Annotated in this window: 20 protein-coding genes and 1 riboswitch; of the genes, 11 read left to right on the forward strand and 9 right to left on the reverse strand. The window is 65.0% G+C overall.

Annotated features, from left to right (window positions below; translation table 11 throughout):
* Positions 1–70 precede the first annotated feature (70 nt).
* The 3 genes from serA to AC1RUK_RS30965 all read left to right on the forward strand — a co-directional run bounded on the left by serA (position 71) and on the right by AC1RUK_RS30965 (position 4,977).
* A complete protein-coding gene (gene serA / locus AC1RUK_RS30955; RefSeq protein WP_481837583.1) occupies positions 71–1,672 on the forward strand; it encodes a phosphoglycerate dehydrogenase in 1,602 nt (533 codons plus the stop codon).
* A 210-nt stretch (positions 1,673–1,882) separates the two neighbouring features.
* Complete coding sequence (locus tag AC1RUK_RS30960) at positions 1,883–3,181, forward strand: adenylosuccinate synthase (protein WP_436169589.1); 1,299 nt, start codon at positions 1,883–1,885, stop codon at positions 3,179–3,181.
* 74 nt (positions 3,182–3,255) lie between these two features.
* The gene (locus AC1RUK_RS30965) at positions 3,256–4,977 is read left to right on the forward strand and encodes a hypothetical protein (RefSeq protein WP_481837582.1); all 1,722 of its coding nucleotides are present in this window, start codon (positions 3,256–3,258) and stop codon (positions 4,975–4,977) included.
* Positions 4,978–4,997: 20 nt separating this feature from the next.
* Here the strand turns inward: AC1RUK_RS30965 and AC1RUK_RS30970 are convergent, their stop codons facing one another.
* Positions 4,998–5,297 (reverse strand): CcdB family protein, encoded by a 300-nt coding sequence (locus AC1RUK_RS30970; RefSeq protein ID WP_481837581.1) that lies wholly within the window; start codon positions 5,295–5,297, stop codon positions 4,998–5,000.
* Complete coding sequence (locus AC1RUK_RS30975) at positions 5,297–5,539, reverse strand: type II toxin-antitoxin system CcdA family antitoxin (protein ID WP_436169586.1); 243 nt, start codon at positions 5,537–5,539, stop codon at positions 5,297–5,299. Before AC1RUK_RS30975 ends, AC1RUK_RS30970 begins: the two co-directional genes overlap by 1 nt.
* Positions 5,540–5,705: 166 nt before the next feature.
* Between AC1RUK_RS30975 and AC1RUK_RS30980 the strand changes: the two genes are divergently transcribed.
* Complete coding sequence (locus AC1RUK_RS30980) at positions 5,706–6,644, forward strand: homocysteine S-methyltransferase family protein (protein WP_481837580.1); 939 nt, start codon at positions 5,706–5,708, stop codon at positions 6,642–6,644.
* Positions 6,645–6,651: 7 nt separating this feature from the next.
* Here the strand turns inward: AC1RUK_RS30980 and AC1RUK_RS30985 are convergent, their stop codons facing one another.
* Together AC1RUK_RS30985 and AC1RUK_RS30990 are read right to left on the reverse strand one after the other, a co-directional pair.
* On the reverse strand, positions 6,652–8,472 hold the full coding sequence (locus AC1RUK_RS30985) for an ABC-F family ATP-binding cassette domain-containing protein (RefSeq protein WP_481837579.1): 1,821 nt from the start codon (positions 8,470–8,472) through the stop codon (positions 6,652–6,654).
* 2 nt (positions 8,473–8,474) lie between these two features.
* Positions 8,475–9,119, reverse strand: coding sequence for a thiamine diphosphokinase (locus AC1RUK_RS30990; RefSeq protein ID WP_481837578.1), 645 nt, complete (start codon positions 9,117–9,119; stop codon positions 8,475–8,477).
* Positions 9,120–9,253: 134 nt separating this feature from the next.
* A riboswitch (TPP riboswitch) is annotated at positions 9,254–9,368 on the forward strand.
* Between the two features lie 42 nt (positions 9,369–9,410).
* Here AC1RUK_RS30990 and thiB point away from each other — a divergent pair.
* From thiB to AC1RUK_RS31010, 4 genes are all read left to right on the forward strand, one after another.
* The gene (thiB, locus tag AC1RUK_RS30995) at positions 9,411–10,424 is read left to right on the forward strand and encodes a thiamine ABC transporter substrate binding subunit (protein WP_481837577.1); all 1,014 of its coding nucleotides are present in this window, start codon (positions 9,411–9,413) and stop codon (positions 10,422–10,424) included.
* 8 nt (positions 10,425–10,432) lie between these two features.
* Positions 10,433–12,043: a thiamine/thiamine pyrophosphate ABC transporter permease gene (gene thiP / locus AC1RUK_RS31000; RefSeq protein WP_481837576.1), complete on the forward strand. Its 1,611-nt coding sequence runs from the start codon at positions 10,433–10,435 to the stop codon at positions 12,041–12,043.
* Positions 12,040–12,825, forward strand: coding sequence for a thiamine ABC transporter ATP-binding protein (gene thiQ / locus AC1RUK_RS31005; RefSeq protein ID WP_481837575.1), 786 nt, complete (start codon positions 12,040–12,042; stop codon positions 12,823–12,825). Before thiP ends, thiQ begins: the two co-directional genes overlap by 4 nt.
* A 154-nt stretch (positions 12,826–12,979) precedes the next feature.
* On the forward strand, positions 12,980–14,449 hold the full coding sequence (locus AC1RUK_RS31010; protein WP_481839344.1) for a M48 family metalloprotease: 1,470 nt from the start codon (positions 12,980–12,982) through the stop codon (positions 14,447–14,449).
* An 18-nt stretch (positions 14,450–14,467) separates the two neighbouring features.
* On the opposite strand, the gene AC1RUK_RS31015 is transcribed toward AC1RUK_RS31010, so the two are convergent.
* Entirely contained in the window at positions 14,468–15,331 is an 864-nt protein-coding gene (locus AC1RUK_RS31015) for an RNA polymerase factor sigma-32 (protein WP_006202434.1), read from the reverse strand.
* Between the two features lie 327 nt (positions 15,332–15,658).
* Between AC1RUK_RS31015 and AC1RUK_RS31020 the strand changes: the two genes are divergently transcribed.
* The 3 genes from AC1RUK_RS31020 to AC1RUK_RS31030 all read left to right on the forward strand — a co-directional run bounded on the left by AC1RUK_RS31020 (position 15,659) and on the right by AC1RUK_RS31030 (position 18,031).
* Positions 15,659–16,432 (forward strand): amino acid ABC transporter substrate-binding protein, encoded by a 774-nt coding sequence (locus AC1RUK_RS31020; RefSeq protein ID WP_481837574.1) that lies wholly within the window; start codon positions 15,659–15,661, stop codon positions 16,430–16,432.
* Positions 16,433–16,592: 160 nt separating this feature from the next.
* Entirely contained in the window at positions 16,593–17,273 is a 681-nt protein-coding gene (locus tag AC1RUK_RS31025; RefSeq protein ID WP_436169578.1) for an amino acid ABC transporter permease, read from the forward strand.
* Positions 17,270–18,031, forward strand: coding sequence for an amino acid ABC transporter ATP-binding protein (locus tag AC1RUK_RS31030; RefSeq protein ID WP_481837573.1), 762 nt, complete (start codon positions 17,270–17,272; stop codon positions 18,029–18,031). The genes AC1RUK_RS31025 and AC1RUK_RS31030 overlap by 4 nt, the downstream gene beginning before the upstream one ends.
* A 50-nt stretch (positions 18,032–18,081) precedes the next feature.
* Here the strand turns inward: AC1RUK_RS31030 and AC1RUK_RS31035 are convergent, their stop codons facing one another.
* From AC1RUK_RS31035 to AC1RUK_RS31050, 4 genes are all read right to left on the reverse strand, one after another.
* Positions 18,082–18,663, reverse strand: coding sequence for a CarD family transcriptional regulator (locus tag AC1RUK_RS31035; RefSeq protein ID WP_296745540.1), 582 nt, complete (start codon positions 18,661–18,663; stop codon positions 18,082–18,084).
* 373 nt (positions 18,664–19,036) lie between these two features.
* Complete coding sequence (gene fdxA / locus AC1RUK_RS31040; protein ID WP_006202440.1) at positions 19,037–19,375, reverse strand: ferredoxin FdxA; 339 nt, start codon at positions 19,373–19,375, stop codon at positions 19,037–19,039.
* 150 nt (positions 19,376–19,525) lie between these two features.
* Entirely contained in the window at positions 19,526–19,912 is a 387-nt protein-coding gene (locus AC1RUK_RS31045) for an RNA-binding S4 domain-containing protein (protein WP_481837572.1), read from the reverse strand.
* Between the two features lie 12 nt (positions 19,913–19,924).
* Positions 19,925–23,332 carry a helicase-related protein gene (locus tag AC1RUK_RS31050; protein WP_481837571.1) on the reverse strand — a complete coding sequence of 1,136 codons (3,408 nt, stop codon included), beginning with the start codon at positions 23,330–23,332 and terminating at the stop codon, positions 19,925–19,927.
* Between the last annotated feature and the right edge of the window lie 61 nt (positions 23,333–23,393).

Below are 23,393 nucleotides of genomic sequence, written 5' to 3' on the forward strand. Positions count from 1 at the left end.
GTTTCATTGCGCGGCGGCCTTCGGGCCGCCGATTCCCGTACGGATCAATCCCATTTTCAAGGAGGCCGCCATGGCGCCCCGCGTTCTCGTCTCAGACAAACTTTCCACCACCGCCGTGCAGATCTTCAAGGACCGTGGCGTCGAGGTCGACTATTTGCCGGATCTCGGCAAGGACAAGGAAAAGCTCGCTGAAGTGATCGGCCAGTATGATGGCCTCGCCATCCGTTCGGCGACCAAGGTCACCGAAAAGCTGATCAATGCCGCCACCAATCTGAAGGTAGTCGGCCGCGCCGGCATCGGCGTCGACAATGTCGACATCCCGGCGGCGAGCCGCAGGGGCATCATCGTGATGAATACGCCCTTCGGCAATTCAATCACCACGGCCGAGCACGCGGTTGCCATGATCTTCGCGCTGGCGCGCCAGATCCCGGAGGCCAATGCCTCCACCCATGCCGGCAAATGGGAAAAGAACCGTTTCATGGGCATCGAGATCACCGGCAAGACGCTGGGCGTGATCGGCTGCGGCAATATCGGTTCCATCGTCGCTACGCGCGGCGTCGGGCTGAAGATGCATGTCATCGCCTTCGACCCGTTCCTGTCGGACAGCCGTGCGGAAGAACTTGGCGTCGTGAAGGTCGAACTGGACGAACTGTTCGCCCGTGCCGATTTCATCACGCTGCACACACCGCTGACCGACAAGACGCGCAACATCATCGACGCGTCGGCGATCGGCAAGATGAAGGACGGGGTGCGCATCATCAATTGCGCGCGCGGCGGCCTGATCGTCGAGGCCGATCTGGTGGCGGCGCTGAAGAGCGGCAAAGTGGCCGGCGCCGGCATCGACGTGTTCGAGGTCGAACCGGCGGAGAGGAACGAGCTGTTCGGCATGGACAATGTCGTGGCGACGCCGCATCTCGGCGCCTCGACCACGGAGGCGCAGGAGAACGTCGCGCTACAGGTGGCCGAGCAGATGGCCGACTATTTGATCAAAGGCGCCGTTTCCAACGCCATCAACATGCCGTCGATCACCGCCGAGGAAGCGCCGCGGCTGAAGCCTTTCGTCAAGCTCGCCGAAGTGCTCGGCGCCTTTGTCGGCCAGGTCACCGAGGATCCGATCAAGGAGGTCGAGATCCTGTTCGACGGCTCGACCGCGACGATGAACACGCGCGCGCTGATCAGCGCCACCCTTGCCGGCCTGATCCGGCCGCAGGTCTCCGACGTCAACATGGTATCGGCGCCGATCATGGTGAAGGAGCGCGGCATCATCGTCGCCGAGGTCAAACGCGACAAATCGGGCGTGTTCGACGGCTACATCAAGCTGACCGTCAAGACCGAGCACAAGACGCGCTCGATCGCCGGCACCTGCTTCTCCGACGGCAAACCGCGCTTCATCCAGATCAAGGGCATCAATCTCGACGCCGAGGTCGGCCAGCACATGCTCTACACGACCAATGCCGACGCACCCGGCATCATCGGCCTGCTCGGCACGGTGTGCGGCGAGAACGGCGTCAACATCGCCAACTTCCAGCTTGGCCGCAACCGGCCCGGCGGCGATGCCATCGCGCTGCTCTATCTCGATGCGCCGTTCCCGGAAAAGGTGCTGGAACAGGTGCGGGCGCACAAGTCGATCGACTCGGCCAAGCGGCTGCGGTTCGACGTCGGCAGTGCCTGACCTGATTCCAGCAAAGCTTTATCGAAGGCGCGGTTCCGTCCGCGCCTTTCTGTTTTTGCAGCGGCTCCTCAAGTAAATGATGCGGAAGGCGAAAATTGTTGTGCCTCAGGCCGTTTCCAGCGGCAAAGAATGGTCGCATCGGCCTGCTCTTGACGCTATAGAGGCCTGTCGTTTCAAGGCCGCCGGTCGGCATCTCAAGGGAAAAGAAACATGGCCAATGTGGTGGTCGTCGGCTCGCAGTGGGGCGACGAAGGCAAGGGCAAGATCGTCGACTGGCTGTCGGAACGGGCGGACGTCGTCGTGCGCTTCCAGGGCGGCCACAATGCCGGCCACACGCTGGTCGTCGACGGCAAGGTCTACAAACTGTCGCTGCTGCCGTCCGGCGTGGTGCGGCAAGGCAAGCTGTCGATCATCGGCAATGGCGTGGTCTTCGACCCGCACGCCTTCGTCGCCGAGGTGGCGAAACTGAAGGCGCAAGGCGTGGAGGTGACGCCGGATCGCCTGAAAATAGCCGAAAACACCGCGCTTATCCTGTCGCTGCACCGGGAGCTGGACGGATTCCGCGAGGACGCCGCCTCCAATTCCGGAACGAAGATTGGCACGACCCGCCGCGGCATCGGCCCTGCCTACGAGGACAAGGTGGGCCGTCGCGCGGTCAGGGTGATGGATCTGGCGGATTTGGAAACACTTCCCTTGAAGGTCGACAGGCTGCTGACGCACCACAATGCGCTGCGCCGCGGGCTCGGCCATGCCGAGGTCACGCATGACGCGATCATGGGCGAGCTGACATCGGTCGCCGACGAAATCCTGCCCTATATGGACCGGGTCTGGAAGGTTCTCGACGACCGGCGCCGCGCCGGCGAACGCATCCTGTTCGAGGGCGCGCAAGGCACGCTGCTCGACATCGACCACGGCACCTATCCGTTCGTCACCTCGTCCAATACCGTGGCCGGCCAGGCGGCGGCTGGCGCCGGCGTCGGCCCCGGCGCCATCGGCTATGTGCTCGGCATCACCAAGGCCTATACGACGCGTGTCGGCGAAGGTCCGTTCCCGACCGAGCAGAAGAACGAGATCGGCGAATTCCTCGGCACGCGCGGCCATGAATTCGGCGTGGTCACCGGCCGCAAGCGCCGCTGCGGCTGGTTCGACGCCGTGCTGGTGCGCCAGGCGGTCGCCGTCAACGGCATCAAGGGCATCGCGCTGACCAAGCTCGACGTGCTCGATGGGCTGGACGAGATCAAGGTCTGCACCGGCTACCGTCTCGACGGCGAGACGATCGACTATCTGCCGGCCAGCCAGGGCGCGCAGGCCCGCGTCGAACCGGTCTACGAGACGCTGGAGGGGTGGAAAGGCACCACCGCCGGTGCGCGCAGCTGGAACGATCTACCGGCCCAGGCGGTCAAATATGTCCGTTACATCGAAGAGCTGATCGGCGCGCCGGTAGCACTCCTTTCCACCAGCCCGGAACGGGACGATACGATACTTGTGACCGATCCGTTTCAAGACTAGTTTCTGAGCCTTTCCGGGCATTGCGGCTGATTTGCGGGGGCCGGTCCGGGAACAAAATACAGGTCGACTGACGCATGGCAGATTTCGTTGCTGTTCTGAAAAAGACGATCGACGGTCTCGGTGAGAACACGCCGGAGATTCGCGCAAGGGTCTACGACAAGGCCCGGGCGACGATCGCGAAGAAGCTTGCGGATCACGTTCCGCCTTTGGCTCCGTCGGTCGCCGACCAGCAGAAGCGCACGCTTGAAGATGCCATTTCCAGCGTCGAGCGGAACTACGCCAAGAGCGTGCCTGCCGCCGACCCGCTGGCGGAGCTGGAGCACATCTTCTCGTCCATAGACCGCAACAAGAACCAGCCGAGCCACACTCGGCAACCGGCAAAGACGGAACCGACCTGGCCGCCGCCGCCTATGGCCCAGCCGGAACCCGCGAAGTCGGAGACCTTCAGGCCAGCGCCGCCCGCTGCTAAGGCAGAACCGAGCTGGCAGAAGGCGCCGCAGACGCCGCCATTCGACAATGCCGATACCCGCCTTCCGGGGATGGACGCGTCGGCGCCGAACGGCCAGGACGACGTCTTTGCCAATGACGAGCAACCGGCGGCGGAGGACACGTTCCAGCGCTTGCGCCCCGCCGTGCGCAAACGCAGCTATGGCGGGCTGATTGCGACCGCGGCCGTGCTGCTGGTGATTGCCGGCGGCGGGTACGGCATCTGGCTGAACAAGGACGCGTTCGGCTCGATGTTCGGCCCTGGCGGGTCGAAGACCGTCACCACCGAGCCGCTGGTGAAACCGGCGGCCCCGGCCAAGCCGGCGGCCGATGCCGCCGCACCGCCGGCGGCGGGCGCCACCGACACCGCCGAGACAACCAAGTTCACCCAGCGCCTGACGCCCGAGGGCAAGGAGACCGATCCCGGTCCGGCCGCCGGACAAAGCGGCATAGGCGAAGGCGAATCCGTCGCCGCGTTGACCACGCCGCCACCGGTCACGCCACCTTCGACCGCGCCATCTTCGGCCACTCCGGCGCCCGCGCCAGCTGGTCAACCGGCTGCAGCCACAGGCGCTCCCGCAGTGCCCGCGCCCGCAACAACGCCGCCAGCCGACGGTGCCGCGCCGCCCGCAGCACCGGCTGACGCGACTGCCGTCGCCCCGACTGCGCCGGCGGCTGGCACCACACCTGCCGCACCGGCGGCACCGGCGGCCGCACCTGCCGCACCGGCGGCCGCACCCGCCGAGACCGCGCTGCCGGTCGGCCAGAAAGCGATCTTCTACGAAGAGCGCACCAGCACCGCGCAAGGCTCGGCCGAGCCGGGCAACATCGTCTGGTCGCTGGTGCAGGAATCGCCCGGCGGTGACCTGCCGCCCGAGCCGGCGATCCGAGCTGAAGCGACCATTCCGGGCAAGGACATCCAGCTGCGCATGACGATCAGGCGCAACACCGACCAGACGCTGCCGGCCAGCCACATCATCGAGATGATCTTCCTGACGCCGGAAGGCTTTGACGGCGGCGGCGTCGACAACATCCTGCGCATCGCCATGAAGAGCTCGGAGCAGGATGCCGGCAGCCCGCTGATCGGCATCCCGGCCAAGATCGCCGACGGCTTCTTCCTCGTCGCGCTCAACGACACCAAGGCGGATGAGGACGCCAACCTGACCCTGCTACGCGGCCAGGACTGGATCGACGTGCCGGTTGTCTACAAGACCGGACGGCGGGCGCTGCTCACCATGGAGAAGGGCATCCCCGGCGAGAAGGTGTTCGATGAGGCGCTGAAGGCCTGGCAGGCCAAGACTTCGGGCTGAGCAAGGCTCGGCCCAACAATTCAAAAACCCTGGAACAGCATGTCGAGCGCGCCGACGATGTCGTCGTGATTCTTGGTGATGTTCAACCTGGTTTCACCCAGTTCGCCGGTCGGAACCGTGGCGATCAGATGGGTGGCCACAAGCAGCTTTCGGCCATTGATCTCGACGATGGGATGCAGTTTTCGAATCGCCGGCGGTGCGGTCCGGATCGGGAGGAGCGGGATCACCACTCGTGTCTTGAGGTGGTCGAGCAGATCGGATTGCACGTTCAGCAAATAGCTGCCTTCGACGCGACCCGCGAAGACATCATAGCGGGCCATCAGAATTGCCGGTGCTCTTCCAGCGGTATTCCTTGCTTTTCGGCGTATTCATTCCACGCCTCCATCGTGGCGCGGTTCTCCAGCTTCCACAGTCGCGTCTTTTCGGCAGCCACGGCCTCGGCGATGCCGGCTTCCGCGGCGCGCGAGACATTGACGTCCAGCCCCTTGGCTTCCTTCATGAGGTTGGAATCGATCGACAGGTTCGCCGGCTGGCGGATCGCGTTCGAGGCTAGCTTGCGCATGGTGACCTCCGCAACATGCGCATAATCTATGCGCATTTGCGCGCCACGGCAATGGCGATGCGGTGTCGGATCGCGTGCGCGCACGAGCTTGCTTCCTGGGGACATGGGCGAAATTGCCTTCAGATGCTATAGTCACACAAACGGCAGGCCGAAGCCGGGCACGGCGATGACCAATGCGAAGATCGATCTTCGTGAGCTGGGCGAAACCGTTCTCCTGACGGATGGCGGCCTCGAAACGTCGCTCGTCTTCATGGATGGGCTCGATCTGCCGTTCTTCGCCGCCTTTCCCCTGCTCGGCGAGGAAGAAGGCCAAGAGAGGCTCGCTCGCTATTTCCGCCAGTTTCTGGATATCGCCGAACAGCACGGCGTCGGCTTCGTGCTCGACACGCCGACATGGCGCGCCAATCCGGACTGGGGCGGGAAGCTCGGCTATTCGGACAAGGCGCTGTCGGCCGCCAACCGGCACGCTGTCTCGTGGGCACGGACGCTCGCTGCGCCTTACGCCGCGCGCGGGATGGTCGTCCTTGTGAATGGAGTGGTCGGACCGCGCGGCGATGGCTACCGGGTCGATGCGGTCATGACGACGGCCGAAGCTGAAAACTATCACATCGACCAGATCAAGGCGTTCCGCGACGCCGGCGCCGACATGGTCAGCGCCATCACCATGACCTATTCGCACGAGGCGGCCGGGATAGCCTGCGCCGCAATGGCATCGGGCCTTCCGTCGGTAATCTCCTTCACTGTCGAGATCGATGGGCGCCTGCCTTCCGGCGAGAGCCTGAAAGATGCCATCGAAACCGTTGACGACCAAACTGACGGCGCACCGGCCTATTTCATGATCAACTGTGCGCACCCCAGCCATTTCGACGCCGTTCTTGCCGGCGGCGGAGGCTGGGTGAGCCGCATTCGCGGCATGCGCGCCAACGCGTCCGCCAAGAGCCATGCCGAGCTTGACGCGGCGACCGAGCTCGATCCGGGCGATCCGGTCGACCTCGGCCGGCGCTATCGCGCGATGCGCGACCGTTTCGGCCACATCGGCGTGCTTGGCGGCTGCTGCGGTACGGACGCAAGGCACATTGTCGCGATCTGCGAGGCCTGCCTGTGACAGGCGGCTATCCTTCCATCTCCTCGCGCAGCATCTCCAGCTCCAGCCATTCCTCCTCGAGCGCGGCCAGCGTGGCGCGTTCCTTGTCGAGGGCGGCAATGGTCTTCTGAAACGAGGCCGGGTCACGCTCGTAGTAGGCGGGATCGGCGATGTTGTTCTCCAGCCTGGAAATCGAAGCGGCTATCGCCTCGATTTTCTTGGGCAAGGATTCCAGGGCGAATTTCTGCTTGAACGACAGTTTCTTCGCCGGGGCCTTCGGAGCAGAAGACTCGGGCCTGCTGGTCGCAACCGCATCTCCGGCCTCCGCCTTCGGCCTTGCCTTGCGGTCTTCCAGCCTGGTGCCGCCGCGCTGTGCCAGCATGTCGGAATAGCCGCCGGCATATTCGATCCAGCGGCCGCCGCCGTCAGGCGCAATCACGCTGGTCACGGTGCGGTCGAGGAAATCGCGATCGTGGCTGACCAGGATGACAGTGCCGGCAAACCCGGCGACCAGTTCCTGCAGCAGCTCCAGCGTCTCCATGTCGAGATCGTTGGTCGGCTCGTCGAGCACCAGAAGATTTGCCGGCCTGGCCAGCACGCGGGCCAGCAGCAGGCGCGCCCGTTCGCCGCCGGAAAGCTCGCGCACCGGCGTGCGCGCCTGCTCCGGCTTGAACAGGAAGTCCTTCATGTAGGAGACGACGTGGCGCTGCTCGCCATTGACGACGAGGTTCTCGCCGCGCCCGTCGGTGAGGTAATGCGCCAGCGTCTCGGCCGGGTCGACGGCCTCGCGCTTCTGGTCGAGAGTGGCGATCTCCAGATTGACGCCGAGCCGCACCGAGCCGGCATCCGGCGTCAGTTCGCCGGTCAGCATCTTCAGAAGCGTCGTCTTGCCGGCGCCGTTCGGTCCGACCAGGCCGACGCGATCGCCGCGCTGGATGCGGGTCGAAAAGCCCTTGACCACGGTGAGGTCGCCAAAACTCTTTTCGATGTTCCTGGCCTCGATCACCAGCTTGCCGGATTCGGCGGCGTCGCTGGCCACCAGTGTCGCCGTGCCTTCGGCGCCGCGATGGCCGCGAAAGCGCTGGCGCATCGTCTGCAGCTCGCCAAGCCGGCGCATGTTGCGCTTGCGCCGCGCCGTCACGCCGTAGCGCAGCCAGTGCTCCTCGCGCACGATCTGGCGGCCGAGCTTGTGCTGCTCGCGCTCTTCCTCTTCCAGAACCTGGTCGCGCCATTCCTCGAAATGGCCAAAGCCCTTGTCCAGCCGCCGGGTTTGGCCGCGGTCGAGCCAGACTGTGGCGCGCGAGACGCGCTCGAGAAAACGGCGGTCATGCGAGATGAGGATCAGTGCCGACGAGGTGCGGGCAAGCTCCTCCTCCAGCCATTCAATCACCGACAAATCGAGATGGTTGGTCGGCTCATCAAGCAGCAAGATGTCGGGCTCGGGCGCCATGACCCGGGCAAGGGCGGCGCGCCTCGCCTCGCCGCCGGAGAGATCGTTCGGCTTCTCCTCGCCGGTGAGGCCGAGGTGTTCCATCAGATAGGTGGCGCGGTAGGGATCGTCGGCAGGCCCCAGCCCGGCCTCGACATAGGCGCGAACACTGGCGAAATCGTCCATGTCAGGCATTTGCGGCAGATAGCGCACGGTCGCCGAGGGCTGGCGGAACACTTCGCCGTCCTGCGGCTCGATCAGCCCGGCGGCGATCTTCAGCAGCGTCGACTTGCCGGAGCCATTGCGGCCGACCAGAGCGATCTTGTCGCCGGCCGAGGCGCTGAGTTCGGCGCCGTCAAGCAGCGGCGTGCCGCCGAAGGTGAGCTTGACCCCGTCGAGATTGAGAAGCGGCGGGGTCATGATCAGCTTTCGGGCAAGGGGTATGGGTGGGCAAGCAGCAGCGCGCGGCCGCTGCCCAAGGCGATTTCGAGCCGGCCCTTGACCTCGTTGGAAATGGTCAACGACGAGCCGAACGCAACCTCGACATGGTCGAGCGGCCATTTGGCGCCGGTGACGCTGAGGCCGGCAAGATCGGAGAAACCAAGCACCGAAAACAGCGTGCCGTCGGCATAGTCGAAACCGGCTTTTCCCGGCAAAAGCGGAATGCCTTCCTGCGCGCCGCTGGTCAAAAGCACATCCATTCCGCCTTTGGCCAGGCGCACCGCGAGGGCCAGGTGCAGGAAGGCGTGGTCGGCACGCTTGCCGCCAAAGGCGCCGGCGAGAACCAGGCTGGTGGCGCCGCGTTCGAGTGCGGCTGATATCGCCAGTTCGCCGTCGGTCTGGTCTTTCTCGGGCGGAAACACGTGGCGCGGCACGGCGGCCAGATCGGCGGGCAAATCCGCGGGAACGGAATCGAAATCGCCGACCCAGAGTTCGGGCATCACCCCCAGCATCCGGGCATGGCCGATGCCGGCGTCGGCGGCGATGACGCGCGTGCCCTCGATCTGGCGGTCGAGCAGCGGCGTGCGGATGAGATCGCCGCCAAGCAGGATGGTGAATGTGCTCATATCTCGTGGCCCTTACCAGCCCTGCCTGCGAAACGGAAGGCCGCGCCTTAAGTGCGTCGCGTCTTTGGGCAACATGCATTGGATGCCCGGCAAAGTTCCGCTTGCGCGGCTGATCGGCCGGGCCTATGTGTCGAAACGCTCTAACGGGGTGCCGGACGCGATCTTCGCGGACCGGCTGAGAGGCAGTCTCGCCAACCCGCTGAACCTGATCCGGTTTGTACCGGCGGAGGGATTAGACGTTTCGGACAACCCGGCGCCTCAATTCCTTTCACACGAACGAAGGAGGCGCCGATGCGCACGCTTTTACACTCGCTTGTCTCAGCAACAGTCCTCGCGGCATCCGTTTTTGCCGTGTCCGGGCCGGCATCGGCCCAGGAAAAACTCACCGTCTACACCTATGAGAGTTTCACCGCCGAGTGGGGTCCGGGCCCGGTGGTGAAGAAGGAATTCGAAGCCGAATGCGGCTGCACCCTCGACTTCGTCTCGGTCGCCGACGGCGTGGCGCTGCTCAACCGCGTCAAGCTCGAAGGGGCCTCGACCAAGGCCGACATCGTGCTCGGCCTCGACACCAACCTGACGGCCGAAGCCAAGGCTACCGGCCTGTTCGCGTCGCATGGCGCGGTGTCCGACGTCAACGTGCCGGGCGGCTGGAGCGACGACACCTTCGTGCCGTTCGACTATGGCTATTTCGCCGTCGTCTACGACACCGAAAAGCTAAAATTGCCGCCGAAGAGCCTGAAGGAACTGGTCGAGGGCGATGCAACCGACAAGATCGTCATCCAGGATCCGCGCACCTCGACACCGGGCCTCGGCCTGCTGCTCTGGGTCAAGTCGGTCTATGGCGACAAGGCGCCGGAGGCCTGGGCCAAGCTCAAGTCGAAAGTTCTGACAGTGACGCCGGGCTGGAGCGAGGCGTACGGCCTGTTCACCAAGGGCGAAGCGCCGATGGTGCTGTCCTACACCACGTCGCCGGCCTACCACATGGTCGCCGAAAACATCGAGCGCTACCAGGCGGCCTCCTTCGAGGAAGGCGAGTATCTGCAGATCGAGGTTGCTGGCATCACCACGACCGGCGCCAAGAACCCGCTGGCGGAAAAGTTCATGGCCTTCATGACCGGGCCGAAGTTCCAGAATATTATTCCGGAAACCAACTGGATGTTCCCGGCCGGCAAGACCGACAAGCCGCTCAACCCGGCCTTCGACAAGCTGGTCAAGCCGACCAAGACCTTGCTGTTCAGCCCGGAAGAAGTCGCGGCCAACCGCAAGGCCTGGGTCGACGAATGGCTGGCGGTGATGAGCAAGTAGGGGTCGGGATGGCGCCGGCGCGTTCGACCGATTCCCGTGTCACCGCCGGCATCGTCGCGCTTGCCGCCATTGCACTGCTGATCGGCGGCGCGTTTGCCGGGCTCATCCTCGAAGGCGCACGCGACCTTTCCGGTGCTGCGTCGGCCTTCGACCCGTACCTCCTGCGTGTCGCCCGCTTCACACTCTGGCAGGCGCTTTTGTCGACGCTGCTTTCCGTCATGCCGGCGCTGTTCGTGTCGCGCGCCCTGTCGCGGCACCCGCGCTTTTTCGGCCGCGGCTTGATCCTGCAGCTTTTCGCCCTGCCGTTGGCGCTGCCGGCCATCGTCGCGGCGCTCGGCATCCTGGCGCTCTACGGCAATGCCGGCTATTTCGCCGGCTTGCTCGGCGACCAGGGCTGGCCGGGTATCTACGGGCTGTCAGGCATCCTCATCGCCCATGTCTTCTTCAACCTGCCTCTGGCCACAAGGCTGTTCCTCGAAGCGCTGGGGACGATCCCGGCCAACCAATGGCGCCTGGCGAGCCAGCTCGGCATGGGCGCAAAACCGGCCTTCCGCCTGATCGAATGGCCGGCGCTACGCGCGGCGTTGCCGGGCATTGCCGGGCTCGTCTTCATGCTCTGCATCACCTCCTTCACCATCGTGCTGACGTTGGGCGGCGGTCCGGCCGCCACGACGCTGGAGGTTGCCATCTACCAGGCACTGCGGTTCGATTTCGATCCCGCGCGGGCCGTAACGCTAACATTTCTGCAGATCGCTCTGACCTTCGTCGTCGTGCTGGCCTTGATGCGGCTCGGCGCCAACACGGTTGGCGATGCCAATTTGCCGGTGGCGCCGCGACGGTATCTTTCCGCCGGCACGGCCGAGACCGCTTTGAACGTCACGTTGATCGGCGTGGCCTTGCTGTTCGTCGTAGGGCCGATGGCAGCGACGCTGGCAGCCGGGCTTGACGCCGATCTCGGCCGGCTGGCGGGCGAGGCTGCCGTGCGACAGGCGACGCTGACCAGCGTCGCGCTTGCCTTGCTGTCGGCGCTGCTTGCGGTGACGCTGTCGCTGTCGCTCATCATGGCGCGGCGGGCACTCGCCTTGACGCGCGGCGCCGGCCCAAGGACGCTGCTCGAACATGCCACTGATACCGGCGCCGGCTTCGTGCTGGTCGTGCCGCCCATCGTCGTCGGTGCAGGCTGGTTCCTTTTGTTGCGTACGGTCAGCGACGTCTTTGCCGTCGCCCCTGTCATGGTCGTTGCCGTCAACGCGGTGATGGCGATGCCCTTCGCCATCCGTGCCGTGCGTCCCGCCTATGATGCGGCAAGCGAACGCCACGAACGGCTTTGCGCGCAACTTGGCATCTCGGGCTGGAGCCGGCTCATTCTGGTCGACTGGCCATCGCTCAGGCGGCCTTTGGCCACCGCTTTCGCCTTCGCCATGGCCTTGTCGCTCGGCGATCTCGGCGTGATCGCGCTGTTCGGCAGCGATTCGGTGCAGACCTTGCCTTATCTTTTGTTGGCGCGCATGGGCAGTTACCGGACGGCGGACGCCGCCGGCCTGGCCTTGCTGCTCGGCTTGGTTTGCCTGGCGCTCGTGCTTGTCGCGGACCGGCTGGGGCGGGGAGAACGAGCATGACGCCCACTCATGATGGCGCCGACGTGAAACGGGGGGCAGCAGTGCGGCTGGACAAGGTCTCGTTCAGCTATGGCGAGGCGTCGTTTCTCTTCGATGTCGAGTTTGCCGCTTCCAGGATCACCGCCATCATGGGGCCAAGCGGCTCTGGAAAATCGACGCTGCTCAATCTGGTGGCCGGTTTCGAGGCGCCAGGGTCGGGCCGCGTGCTGATCGGCGAGGCGGATGTCAGCGCCGCTCCGCCTTCGGCCCGGCCGGTGTCGATGGTGTTCCAGGAAAACAATCTGTTTGCCCATCTCTCGGTGGAGCGCAATGTCGGGCTCGGCCGTTCGCCGTCGCTCAGCCTGACCGGCGCCGACCGCGAGGCGATTGCCGAGGCGCTGCGGCGCGTCGGCCTAGCCGGCAAGGAAAGCCGTCTGCCGCGCGAGCTCTCCGGTGGCGAGCGGCAGCGCGTCGCACTTGCCCGCGTGCTGGTGCGCGACCGGCCGGTGCTTCTGCTCGACGAGCCATTCGCCTCGCTCGGACCGGCCTTGCGCGACGACATGCTGGATCTTTTGGCCAGTGTCCATGCCGAGCGGAAGATGACGGTTCTGTTCGTCACCCACCAGCCCGAAGATGCGCGCCGCATCGGCCAGAACATGGTGTTTCTGGACGATGGCACGGTCGCCGAGGCGGGGACGGCGGCCGATTTTTTCGACGGCTCTGGACCGGAAGCCTTCCGGCGCTATATCGGCTCGGGTCCGGTCAACGCCGGATCACAAGATATTGCCCGGAAGCGGACATAATTTACGGCCAAACCGGGTTTGGACGATGCGGCGTTTGCTTGCCTTGACCGGAGGAGTGTGGCTAGGTCCGGCCATACTGGTCCGGCATAGGCCGTGATTTGCCGCAAAGAACAGAAAGGACGCCGATCTGCCGACCGGCAAGGACAGACTGTTGATGAAGCCGCTGGCGCGATTCCTTGCGCTGGCCAGCTTGGCCGTGGCGCTGGCAAGCTGCCAGATGTTCACGCCGTCGGATGTGCAGGAATCCGGTTTCCAGCCGTCCGACAGGCCCGTCACCGTCGACAATGTCGTCGCCAACAGCAAGCTCGCCGAGATGGCGAAGGCGCAGCATCCGCGCATCCTTGCCACCTATGGCGGCGAATATTCCGATCCCAAGCTCGAGCGCATGGTGGCCAAGGTCGTCGGCAGCCTGACGGTAGTGTCGGCAAATCCGACCCAGACCTACCGCATCACCATCCTCAATTCGCCCAACGTCAACGCCTTCGCGCTGCCTGGTGGCTATCTCTACGTCACGCGCGGCCTGCTGGCGCTGGCCAATGATTCGGCCGAGCTTGCCGCCGTCATCGCGCATGAGATGGGCCATGTCACCGCCAACCACGGCCTGCAGCGGCAGCAGCTGGAGGCCGAGGAGGGGCTGGCGACCAAGGTCGTCTCCGATGTGCTCGGCGACAGCCCGACCGCCAAGGCCGCACTCATCCGCGGCAAGCTCAGGCTTGCGCAGTTCTCGCGCAACCAGGAGCTCGAAGCAGATGCCATCGGCATCAAGTCGGTCGGCGAGGCGGGTTATGATCCTTACGCCGCCGGCCGCTTCCTGCAGTCGATGTCGGCCTATACCGATTTCCGCTCGATCAGCGGCGCCACCGATGCCAGCCTCGACTTCCTGGCGACGCACCCCAACACGCCGCAGCGCATCGACCTGGCACAGCGGCATGCCCGTCAGTTCGGCCCGCCGGGCGTGGGCACGCGCGACCGCGATGCTTTCCTCGCCGGCATAGACGGCCTGCTCTACGGCGACACGCCGGAAGAAGGCTATGTGCGCGGCCAGACCTTCCTGCATCCTGGCCTCGGCGTGTCGTTCACCGTGCCCGACGGCTTCGTCATCGACAATTCGGCGGCTGCGGTGACGGCGACCGGCCCGGGCGACATGGCGATCCGCTTCGATGGCGTTGCGATCGACAAGAACCGGCCGCTGACCGACTATATCCGCAGCGGCTGGGTGGCCGGCCTCGACGATGCGAGCGTGAAGCAGGAAACCATCAACGGCAACGAGGCGGCGACAGCGCATGCCGGCGCCGACGGCTGGCAATTCGACATCGCGGTGATCCGCGCCGGCGGCCAGGTCTACCGGCTGCTGACGGCGGCACCCTCGGCCAGCACCACGCTGGAGCCGGTGGCGCGCTCGGTCAGCGGCTCGTTCCGCATCCTCAGCGCGGCCGAAAAGGCGGCGCTGAAGCCGCTGCATATCCGCGTCGTCACCGTGCAGGCGGGGCAGACCATGGGCTCGCTCGCCGCGCAGATGGTCGGCGTCGACCGCAAGCTCGACCTGTTTAGGGTGCTCAACGCGATGTCGCCGGGCGCCGCCGTTTCGACCGGCGACAAGGTCAAGATCGTCACAGATAGATAAGGTTCAGGACGGCGAGGTTCAGGCGGCTGTCGCCATGAATTCCGGGTTCTGTTCCACCAGCGCGACCTTGAGCTTTTCCATGGCGCGAGCCTCGATCTGGCGGACGCGTTCCTTGGAAATGCCGAGCGCTTCGCCGAGCGATTCGAGTGTCGCGCCCTCGTCGGTCAGGCGGCGCTGCTCGATGATCCTGAGTTCGCGGGCGTTGAGCGCGCCGAGCGCTGCCTTCAGCCACAGCGAGCGGCGTTCGATGTCGATCGTGTCGCCGACGATTTCGTCCGGCAAGGGATCGTCCGAGATCAGGAAATCCATGCGCTCGGCCGTGCCGGCATCGTCGGCAAGCGGCGCGTTGAGCGAAGAGTCGGGAGCCGAAAGGCGGGAATCCATCATCGCCACGTCGGCCTCGGAGACGCCGAGCGCGACGGAAACTTCGCGGTAGAGAGAGGCGTTGGAGATTGGCTCGGCACCGTTCGCCAGCCGGGCGCGCAGGCGCCGCAGGTTGAAGAACAGAGCCTTTTGCGCCGAGCTGGTGCCGCCGCGCACGATCGACCAGTTGCGCAGGATGTAGTCCTGCATCGAGGCGCGGATCCACCAGGTCGCATACGTCGAAAACCGCACCTCGCGATCCGGCTCGAAACGCGCCGCGGCTTCCAGCAGGCCGACATGGCCCTCCTGGATCAGGTCGCCGAGCGGCAGGCCGTAATGGCGAAACCGCGAGGCCATGGAAATGACCAGCCGCATATGCGCGACGGTGATCCGGTGCAGCGCCTGCTGGTCGTTGTCCTCTTTCCAGCGCAAGGCCAGAAGATGCTCCTCCTCGCGCTCGAGATAGGGAGCCTTCATCGCCGCGCGGACCATGGTTCGTCCTGCCGTATCTTCGATCATGCCGCGCTCCTGTTCCGGGTCTTGCCGGCGGGCTCGCCCCCGCGATCTTGTCGGCGCTTCGGTTGAAATGTCGGCGCTGCGCCCTACAACAGCAAAACTCGCCATGCCGAGGAATGTTCCCCGGCGCGATCGTCCTGCGGTTGAACGGAGCGGAGCGCTGCGGGACCGCCGAAGGTTGGCGCCGCGTTCGTCGGTGCGGATTTTGAGAATGGGATTTCGGAAATGACCTATCTTTGAAATCCAATTCCTTATTTTGCCGAGCTGCATCTGCCAGTTTCCGGCCCTTCACAAAGCGCCGACCACCGGCCAAGACGGGATCACAGAAAAATGAAATGGCTCACTTCGCTCATCGTTGCCGGAACGCTGCAGGTTCTGGCGGTTACGTCAGGCCACGCCGGCGCCAACCTCGACCAGATCAAGCAGGCTGGCGTCATCAAGGTCGGCACGGAAGGCACCTATGCGCCCTTCACCTATCATGACGCTCCAGGCGCGCTGGTCGGCTTCGACGTCGAGATCGCCAAGGCGATCGCCGACAAGCTCGGCGTGAAAGTCGAATTCCTCGAAGGCAAGTGGGACGGGCTGATCGCCGGCCTCGACGCCAACCGCTATGACGCCGTCATCAACGAGGTCGGCATCACCGATGCGCGCAAGGCGAAGTACGACTTCTCCGATCCCTATATCGCCTCCAAGGCGGTGCTGATCGTTCGCGGCGACAACACCGACATCAAGAGTTTCGCCGATCTCAAGGGCAAGAAGTCGGCACAGTCGCTGACGTCCAATTTCGGCAAGCTCGCCGAGACCAACGGCGCCGAGCTCGTCGGCACGGACGGCTTCGACCAGTCGATCCAGCTGCTGCTCACTGGTCGTGCCGACGCCACCATCAACGACAGCCTGTCCTTCCTCGACTTCAAGAAGCACAAGCCCGACGCCAAAGTGAAGATCGCTGCGCAGGAAGAGAACGCCGATTACTCCGGTGTCATCGTGCGCAAGGGAGATCCGGAACTGGTCGCCGCCATCAACAAGGCGCTGGCCGACATCAAGGCCGACGGCACCTACAAGAAGATCGCCGACACCTATTTCGGCCAGGACGTCTCGCAGTAAACGCATTTTTCTCGGGCGGGCCGATACCGGCCCGCTTTCCATATATTGCGGCGAGCCGTCTTTGACGGCTCGCCGGTTTTCGCGTGATATCCGGTCCTGTGTCCGCGCCTCGACGGATGCCGGCTGATGCACCGCGGATGATCTGGCAAGGAGGCCTTCTGTGCCGCACTGGCTGCAACTGATGCTGGACTCCTTGCCGACGCTGTTGTGGGCGGCGCTGATCTTCACCGTGCCGCTGACGCTGCTGTCGTTTGCCTTCGGCCTCGCGGCCGGACTGGCCACGGCGCTGATCAGGCTGTTTGGCCCGAAACCGTTGGTTGCCGTGGCCCGCTTCTATGTCTGGATTTTTCGCGGGACACCGCTGCTGGTGCAGTTGTTCCTGATCTTCTACGGCCTGCCGTCGGTCGGCATATTGCTCGACGCCTTTCCCGCCGCGTTGATCGGCTTCACGCTCAACATCGGCGCCTACACGTCGGAGATCATCCGCGCCGCCATCGGTTCGGTACCGAAGGGGCAGTGGGAGGCAGCCTATTCGATCGGCATGAGCTGGAGCCAGGCAATGCGCCGCACGATCCTTCCGCAAGCCGGACGCGTCGCGGTGCCGCCGCTGTCCAACACCTTCATCTCATTGGTCAAGGACACCTCGCTGGCCGCTGCCATCACGGTGCCGGAAATGTTTCAGGCGGCGCAGCGCATCGTCGCCACCAGCTATGAGCCGCTGATCCTCTATGTCGAGGCGGCGGCGCTCTATCTGGCGCTGAGCTCGGTGCTGTCGGCGCTGCAGACGCGGCTGGAGGCCAGGCTCAATCGCTATGGCGGCTTCCTGGAGGCGCGGGCATGATCGGCCTCACCAATATCGAGAAGCGCTTCGGCGACAATCTTGTGCTGAAGGGCGTCACCGTCGCCATCGAGGAAGGCAGCGTCACCGCCCTTGTCGGCCCCTCCGGCGGCGGCAAGAGCACGCTGCTGCGCTGCATCAACCTGCTGGAGATCCCGACCTCCGGCACGGTGCGCATCGGCGACGAGACGCTCGAATTCCGGCCTGGCATCAAGGTCGCCACAAGGGACATCCGGCGCCTGCGGCTGCAGACCGGCATGGTGTTCCAGAACTTCCAGCTGTTCCCACACCGCAGCGCGATCGAGAACGTCATGGAAGGGCTGGTGACGGTACTGAAATGGCCGGTCGAGAGGGCGCGCGAACGGGCGATGGCTCTGCTCGAGAAGGTCGGCATGGCGCACAAGGCCGATGCCTGGCCGGCGACGCTGTCGGGTGGCCAGCAGCAGCGCGTGGCGATCGCGCGGGCGCTCGCGCCGTCACCAAAGGTGCTGCTTTGCGACGAGCCGACATCGGCGCTCGACCCGGAACTGGCGCAGGAAGTGGTCGACGTGCTTGGCCAGCTCGCCAGTGAAGGCACGACTATGGTGATGGCGACGCATGATCTCAGGCTCGCCTCCAAGATCGCGCAGGAAGTGGTCTTTCTCGACGCCGGTATCGTCGTCGAGAAAGGCCCGGCTTCCGTGGTGTTCAGCACCCCGGAGCATCAGCGCACCAGGCGCTTCATCGCCACGCTGAAGCAGGAGGCGGGCGAGTCCCAATAAAAAAACCCGGCGCGAGGCCGGGTTTTCCTGAATTCAAAGAGTGAAAAAGCTCAGGCAGCTTCTTCCTGCTCGGCTTCTTCGTTGTCGGCCTTGGCGCCGCGCTTCGGACCCTTGTTGAGGTTGACCTCGATGAGGCGCACCGCTTCGGTCTCCGACATGCGGTTGACGGCGGCGATCTCGCGCGCCATGCGGTCGAGTGCCGCCTCGTAAAGCTGGCGCTCCGAATAGGACTGCTCCGGCTGGTTGTCGGCGCGGTAGAGGTCGCGCACCACTTCCGAGATGGAGATCAGGTCGCCCGAGTTGATCTTCGCATCATATTCCTGGGCGCGGCGCGACCACATGGTGCGCTTGATGCGGGCGCGGCCCTGCACCACCTTCAGCGCGCGGTCGACATAGTCCTCTTCCGACAGCTTGCGCATGCCGATCGAGGTCGCCTTGGCGACCGGCACCTTCAGGCGCATCTTGTCCTTCTGGAAGTCGATAACGAAGAGTTCCAGCTTGTGGCCTGCCACTTCCTGCTCGTCGATCGACACGATCTGGCCGACGCCATGCGCCGGATAGACGATGAACTCGCCGGTCTTGAAACCGTGACGCGCTGCGGTGGACTTCTTCTGCGGGGTGATCGTTGCCATACGCCCTGAACTCCTTGTTGTAGCGCCGGCATGGCGGCGCCGGCTGAAACTTCGCGCGATCGGGGTGGCCGACCGTTAGCCGCACAACAGACGAACCCATCCGGAAAAGCCGGGACCGGCAAACCGCAATATCGCGACCGCCTGCCCCAGATCGCTCTGGTCCAGATTGAGAAGTTCACCTTTCAGTGATTTGGGGCGTTTGCGCCATAAATCGATGTTGTGTCACCGGCATGTTTGGCTGATGTAGCACAAAAAGTCGGAAGAATCAAGGTTTTGCTGCATTAGCGAAGGCAACCGGCCATCGCCGCCTGTCAAGACGGTTCGTGTCTCATGCCCGTTACGCTGCGTCATGCCGGCCGAACCGGCACGACCGTCAGTCGCCTTCGCCGGGCTCGGCGGAGAAATATTTCTCGAACTTGCCGGCCTCACCATCGAAGGTCTTGGCGTCTGCCGGGGGCTCTTTCTTGGCGGTGATGTTGGGCCATTTCTCGGCGTATTCGGTGTTGACCTGCAGCCATTTCTCAAGGCCGGGTTCCGTATCGGGCTTGATCGCGTCAGCCGGGCACTCCGGTTCGCAGACGCCGCAGTCGATGCACTCGTCGGGGTGGATGACGAGCATGTTCTCGCCTTCGTAGAAACAGTCGACCGGACAGACCTCGATGCAGTCCATGTATTTGCATTTTATGCAATTGTCGGTCACGACGTAGGTCATCGGTCGGCTCCGGGACGTCCCGTTTTTGTTGGGCTTTTTTGGTGAGGTAACGCCTTTGCCTGCCGCTGGCAAGGGCGGCTATTCCCAAGGATGTCGGCGTCTCCGGAATGGAATTCCAGAGCGCGACACTGGCGAAAGTCGCTCGTGCCTTCAATCCTCGCCGATGAGCCGGTCGGTTTGGCGGCGTTCCTTCTTGGTCGGCCGGCCGCTGCCGGCGTCGCGCAGCGCCGGAATCGCATCCGGAACGGCCTCGCCCTTCGGTGCCGACGGTGGCGACATGTCCTCGTAAAGCAGGCGCGCTTCTTCAGCCGGGCCGCGCCGGACGCCCGTTTCGAGTACCTTCCAGACGAAGATGCGCCGCTCCAGCGTGATGGTCAGGACATCGCCAGGCTTGACCAGATCCGAGGCCTGCGCTGCTTTGTCGCGATTGATGCGCACGCGTCCGGCGACCACCAGCTTCGCCGCCAGCGAGCGCGATTTCACCGCGCGGGAAAAGAACAGCCATTTGTCTATTCTCTGGCGGCCTTCGGCAACCATCGGACCTTTGACTTACTTCTTCAACTGGTCGCGCAGAGCGGCGAGCTTGGCGAAGGGCGAGTCCGGATCGAAACGCACCGGACGTTCCTCTCGCGGTTTTGCCTGGAATGCAGGCTTGCCGCCTTGTGCACCGCCCTTGCCGTCCGGCCTGCCGCCCTTCCAGTCGGGTCGGCTGTCGCGGCGATCGGGACGCTCGCCCTGCGGTTTGGCTTCGCGGCCGCCTTCGCCCTGGGGCTTGGGTTTGAACTTTGAGCGATCGAAGCGCGGCTTGCCGGCGCCGTCGCGCTGGTCGCGTCGGCCTTGGTAGGCCGGCCGCTCGCCTGGTGCGGTCACCGGCTGTCCGCCGCCGGCATCCGCCGGGGCATCGCTTCGGCCCTGCGCGACCTGGCCGTTGCGCGGGCGATTGTCGCGGCGGTTGTCGTGATGGCGATGGCGTGGGCGCTGCTCGAAACGGCCCTGCCGCCACAAAAGGATGGGTTTTGGCTGCTCGGCTTCCGGAGCGGGCTCGCCGGCAGCGGCTTCCGCCACCGTGGCTGGCTCGGCCGGCAGCGCTTCCTGAGCGGGCGTTGCATCTTCGGTCGCCTCGACCGTCGCGGCTTCAACCTCGGCGACCTTGGGTTCGGATTCTGGTTCGGCGACCGACGCAGGTTCGGCCGGTATTTCCGCTGCGGCTTCCGCTACGGGCGCGGTCTCTTCCGCGACTTCAGCCGCAGCTACCGTCTGCTCTTCCGCGACAGGCTCCGCTACTGCCTCGGCGACGGGCTCGGCAAGTGCTTCGGCTGAGGCCTCAACTGCGGCATCAGGCTCAGAACCCTCCACCGGCGCCTCGGCTGCGACTTCAGTCGTGGCTTCCGTCGTCACGGCCTGCTCGGCGCGCGCAGCTTCTTCCGCCGCCAGCTTTGCGGCAGCTGCCTCGCGCGCGGCATTGTCCTGCGCTTCGAGCCGCGCCTTGACCTCGGCGGCAGGCTTCGGCTCGGCGCGGTAGCCGAGGCCTTTCAGGATCTCTTCCATGTCGTCAGCAGTGGCGCCGAGGATCGACATCATCGGCGGCGTCACCATGAAGGCGTGGCCGTCATAGGCGCCGTCGGGGCGCTGTCCGAGGCCCGGCTTCCAGTTGGTCGCGGGACGGATCAGATCGGCCAGCCGCTCGAGGATGTCGACGCGGACCGCGCGGCGGCCGAGATTGCGGTAGCCGGCGAGCTTGTAGAAGGACTTGTCGAAGGCGGGATCGATGACCACCGAGGTGCGGCCGGAGGCCAGGGCGTGAACCACGTCGCCGAAGCCCGGTTTGTCCTTGCCGTCATTCTTCAGCGCCCAAAGCAATGTCACCAGTCCGGCAGGCGCCGGCTTGACCAGCGCCGGCACGAAGACATGGTAGGCGCCGAAGCGCACGCCCAACCGGCGCAACGCGGCGCGGCCTTCCTGATCGAGCGACTTCATCTCTTCGGCGATGTCGCGGCGGTTGATGAGGCCGAAATTCTCGACCAGCTGGAAGGCGATGCCGCGGCCGATGCCGGTGATCTGGTCGGCATTCTTCAAGTCGACCAGTGGCTTCAGCAGGGATTCGACCTGGAAGTTGACGAAGCGCTCGGCGCGCGCCGCGACCTTGTCGCGGGCGGGACCGGTGAGCTGCTCGTCGGCCAGAAGCACAAGGCGCGGCTTCAGCGGTTCGTCGCCGGCGACCAGCGTGCCGACCGGCGCGCCGATCCAGCGCAGCGTGCCGTCGGAGCCGAGTGCGATGTCGCCATTGGCGCAGGCGCCGAAACGTTCGGCGCGCGCCTCGAATTCGGTGGCAAGCGCCTTTTGTGCCGCCGTGCGCACGGCCTTGGCATCTTCGCCGCCGGCGCTTTGGTCGGCGGTGAAGCGGAACCCTTGCAACTCGCCGACATGATGGCCTTCGACAAGGACGGTTCCGGTAGGGCTAATTTCGGCTTCAGGCATGGTATTTTCTCTAAGGCGCCGCATGAGGACGGAAGTCCTGCGGTCTACGAAGCGTTTCGTCAACCGCTCATGCAGCGCATCCGACAATCTGTCTTCGATTTCGCGCGTCTTTTCCTGCCAGTGTGCCTGATCGGCCAGCCAGCCGGGCCGGTTGGAAACGAAAGTCCAGGTGCGGATCTGGGCGATCCGGTGCGACAGCGTGTCGATGTCGCCGTCTGTCGTGTCGGCACGCCGCACCTGCTCGGCCATGTAGTTCTCGTCGACATGGCCATGCCGGGCGAGGTCCATATAGATCGAGGCGATGAGGTCGGAATGCTGGGCCGGCGCGATCTTCCTGTAGTCGGGGAGCGCACAGGCTTCCCACAGCAGCGCCACCCGCTTGGCGTCGGAGGCCAGAGCACGGATGTCCGCGTCGCGCGACAGATGCTCGAGCGCCTGCGCGTCGACCGCCGGCAGCGCCCGCGTCAGGCCCTCGACCGGTGCGTTGGTCTCGATCGAGCGCTTCAGCGCATCAAGGCTGGCGAAATCGAAATTGGCGGTGCGCCATTGCAGCACCTTCACCGGATCGAAATCGTGGCCTTCGATCTTCTTGACCAGCTCCTCATCGAGCGGATCGACCTGGCCGGTGACGCCGAACGTGCCGTCGCGCAAATGGCGGCCGGCGCGGCCGGCGATCTGGCCGAGCTCGGCGGACGTGAGGTCGCGAAATTGGTAGCCGTCGAATTTGCGGTTCTGGGCGAAGGCGACATGGTCGAGGTCGAGATTGAGGCCCATGCCGATGGCGTCGGTGGCAACGAGGTAATCGACATCTCCGGATTGGAACAGCGCCACCTGGGCGTTGCGGGTGCGCGGCGAGAGCGCGCCGAGCACGACGGCGGCACCGCCCTGCTGGCGGCGGATCAGTTCGGCGATGGCATAGACCTCGTCCGCCGAGAAAGCGACGATCGCCGTGCGCCGGGGCAGGCGGGTCAGCTTCTTTGAGCCGGCATAGGCCAGATGCGACAGCCGCGGCCGCGTCACCACCGAAACGCCCTTCAAGAGGCGCTGCAGGATGCCGTGCATGGTGGCTGCGCCCAAGAGCAGCGTTTCCTGGCGGCCGCGCAGATGCAGGATGCGGTCGGTGAAGATGTGGCCGCGCTCGAGATCGCCGGCGAGCTGGACCTCGTCGATGGCGACGAAGGCGGCGTCGGTCTCGCGCGGCATGGCCTCGACGGTGCAGACCGAATATTTGGCGCCCACCGGCTGGATCTTCTCCTCGCCGGTGATGAGCGCCACCTTGTGGGCGCCGACCTTTTCGCAGACGCGCGTGTAGACTTCGCGCGCCAGCAGCCTGAGCGGCAGGCCGATGACGCCGCTCTCATGCGCCACCATGCGTTCGATGGCGAGATGGGTCTTGCCGGTGTTGGTCGGGCCGAGCACGGCCGTCACGTCGCGGCCCGAAAGGATCAGCGGCTGGGAGTGTTTCGGCTGGATATTCATCGGCTCGGAAATAACGCTTCTGCCGCTCGTTGCCGGGGAGCACGCCAGTGGTGGCGCGTGT

It is taken from the genome of Mesorhizobium monacense, from assembly GCF_056781675.1.

Coding starts and splice junctions, on each gene's coding strand:
- AC1RUK_RS30990 (WP_481837578.1), bottom strand. CDS start 9,119: ATGAGCACATTCACCATCCTGCTTGGCGGCGATCTCATCCGCACGCCG.
- thiB (WP_481837577.1), top strand. CDS start 9,411: ATGCGCACGCTTTTACACTCGCTTGTCTCAGCAACAGTCCTCGCGGCA.
- thiP (WP_481837576.1), top strand. CDS start 10,433: ATGGCGCCGGCGCGTTCGACCGATTCCCGTGTCACCGCCGGCATCGTC.
- thiQ (WP_481837575.1), top strand. CDS start 12,040: ATGACGCCCACTCATGATGGCGCCGACGTGAAACGGGGGGCAGCAGTG.
- AC1RUK_RS31015 (WP_006202434.1), bottom strand. CDS start 15,331: ATGATCGAAGATACGGCAGGACGAACCATGGTCCGCGCGGCGATGAAG.
- AC1RUK_RS30985 (WP_481837579.1), bottom strand. CDS start 8,472: ATGACCCCGCCGCTTCTCAATCTCGACGGGGTCAAGCTCACCTTCGGC.
- AC1RUK_RS31010 (WP_481839344.1), top strand. CDS start 12,980: ATGAAGCCGCTGGCGCGATTCCTTGCGCTGGCCAGCTTGGCCGTGGCG.
- AC1RUK_RS30965 (WP_481837582.1), top strand. CDS start 3,256: ATGGCAGATTTCGTTGCTGTTCTGAAAAAGACGATCGACGGTCTCGGT.
- AC1RUK_RS31045 (WP_481837572.1), bottom strand. CDS start 19,912: ATGGTTGCCGAAGGCCGCCAGAGAATAGACAAATGGCTGTTCTTTTCC.
- AC1RUK_RS30980 (WP_481837580.1), top strand. CDS start 5,706: ATGACCAATGCGAAGATCGATCTTCGTGAGCTGGGCGAAACCGTTCTC.
- AC1RUK_RS31035 (WP_296745540.1), bottom strand. CDS start 18,663: ATGGCAACGATCACCCCGCAGAAGAAGTCCACCGCAGCGCGTCACGGT.
- AC1RUK_RS31030 (WP_481837573.1), top strand. CDS start 17,270: ATGATCGGCCTCACCAATATCGAGAAGCGCTTCGGCGACAATCTTGTG.
- serA (WP_481837583.1), top strand. CDS start 71: ATGGCGCCCCGCGTTCTCGTCTCAGACAAACTTTCCACCACCGCCGTG.
- AC1RUK_RS31050 (WP_481837571.1), bottom strand. CDS start 23,332: ATGAATATCCAGCCGAAACACTCCCAGCCGCTGATCCTTTCGGGCCGC.
- AC1RUK_RS31020 (WP_481837574.1), top strand. CDS start 15,659: ATGAAATGGCTCACTTCGCTCATCGTTGCCGGAACGCTGCAGGTTCTG.
- AC1RUK_RS30970 (WP_481837581.1), bottom strand. CDS start 5,297: ATGGCCCGCTATGATGTCTTCGCGGGTCGCGTCGAAGGCAGCTATTTG.
- AC1RUK_RS30975 (WP_436169586.1), bottom strand. CDS start 5,539: ATGCGCAAGCTAGCCTCGAACGCGATCCGCCAGCCGGCGAACCTGTCG.
- AC1RUK_RS30960 (WP_436169589.1), top strand. CDS start 1,883: ATGGCCAATGTGGTGGTCGTCGGCTCGCAGTGGGGCGACGAAGGCAAG.
- fdxA (WP_006202440.1), bottom strand. CDS start 19,375: ATGACCTACGTCGTGACCGACAATTGCATAAAATGCAAATACATGGAC.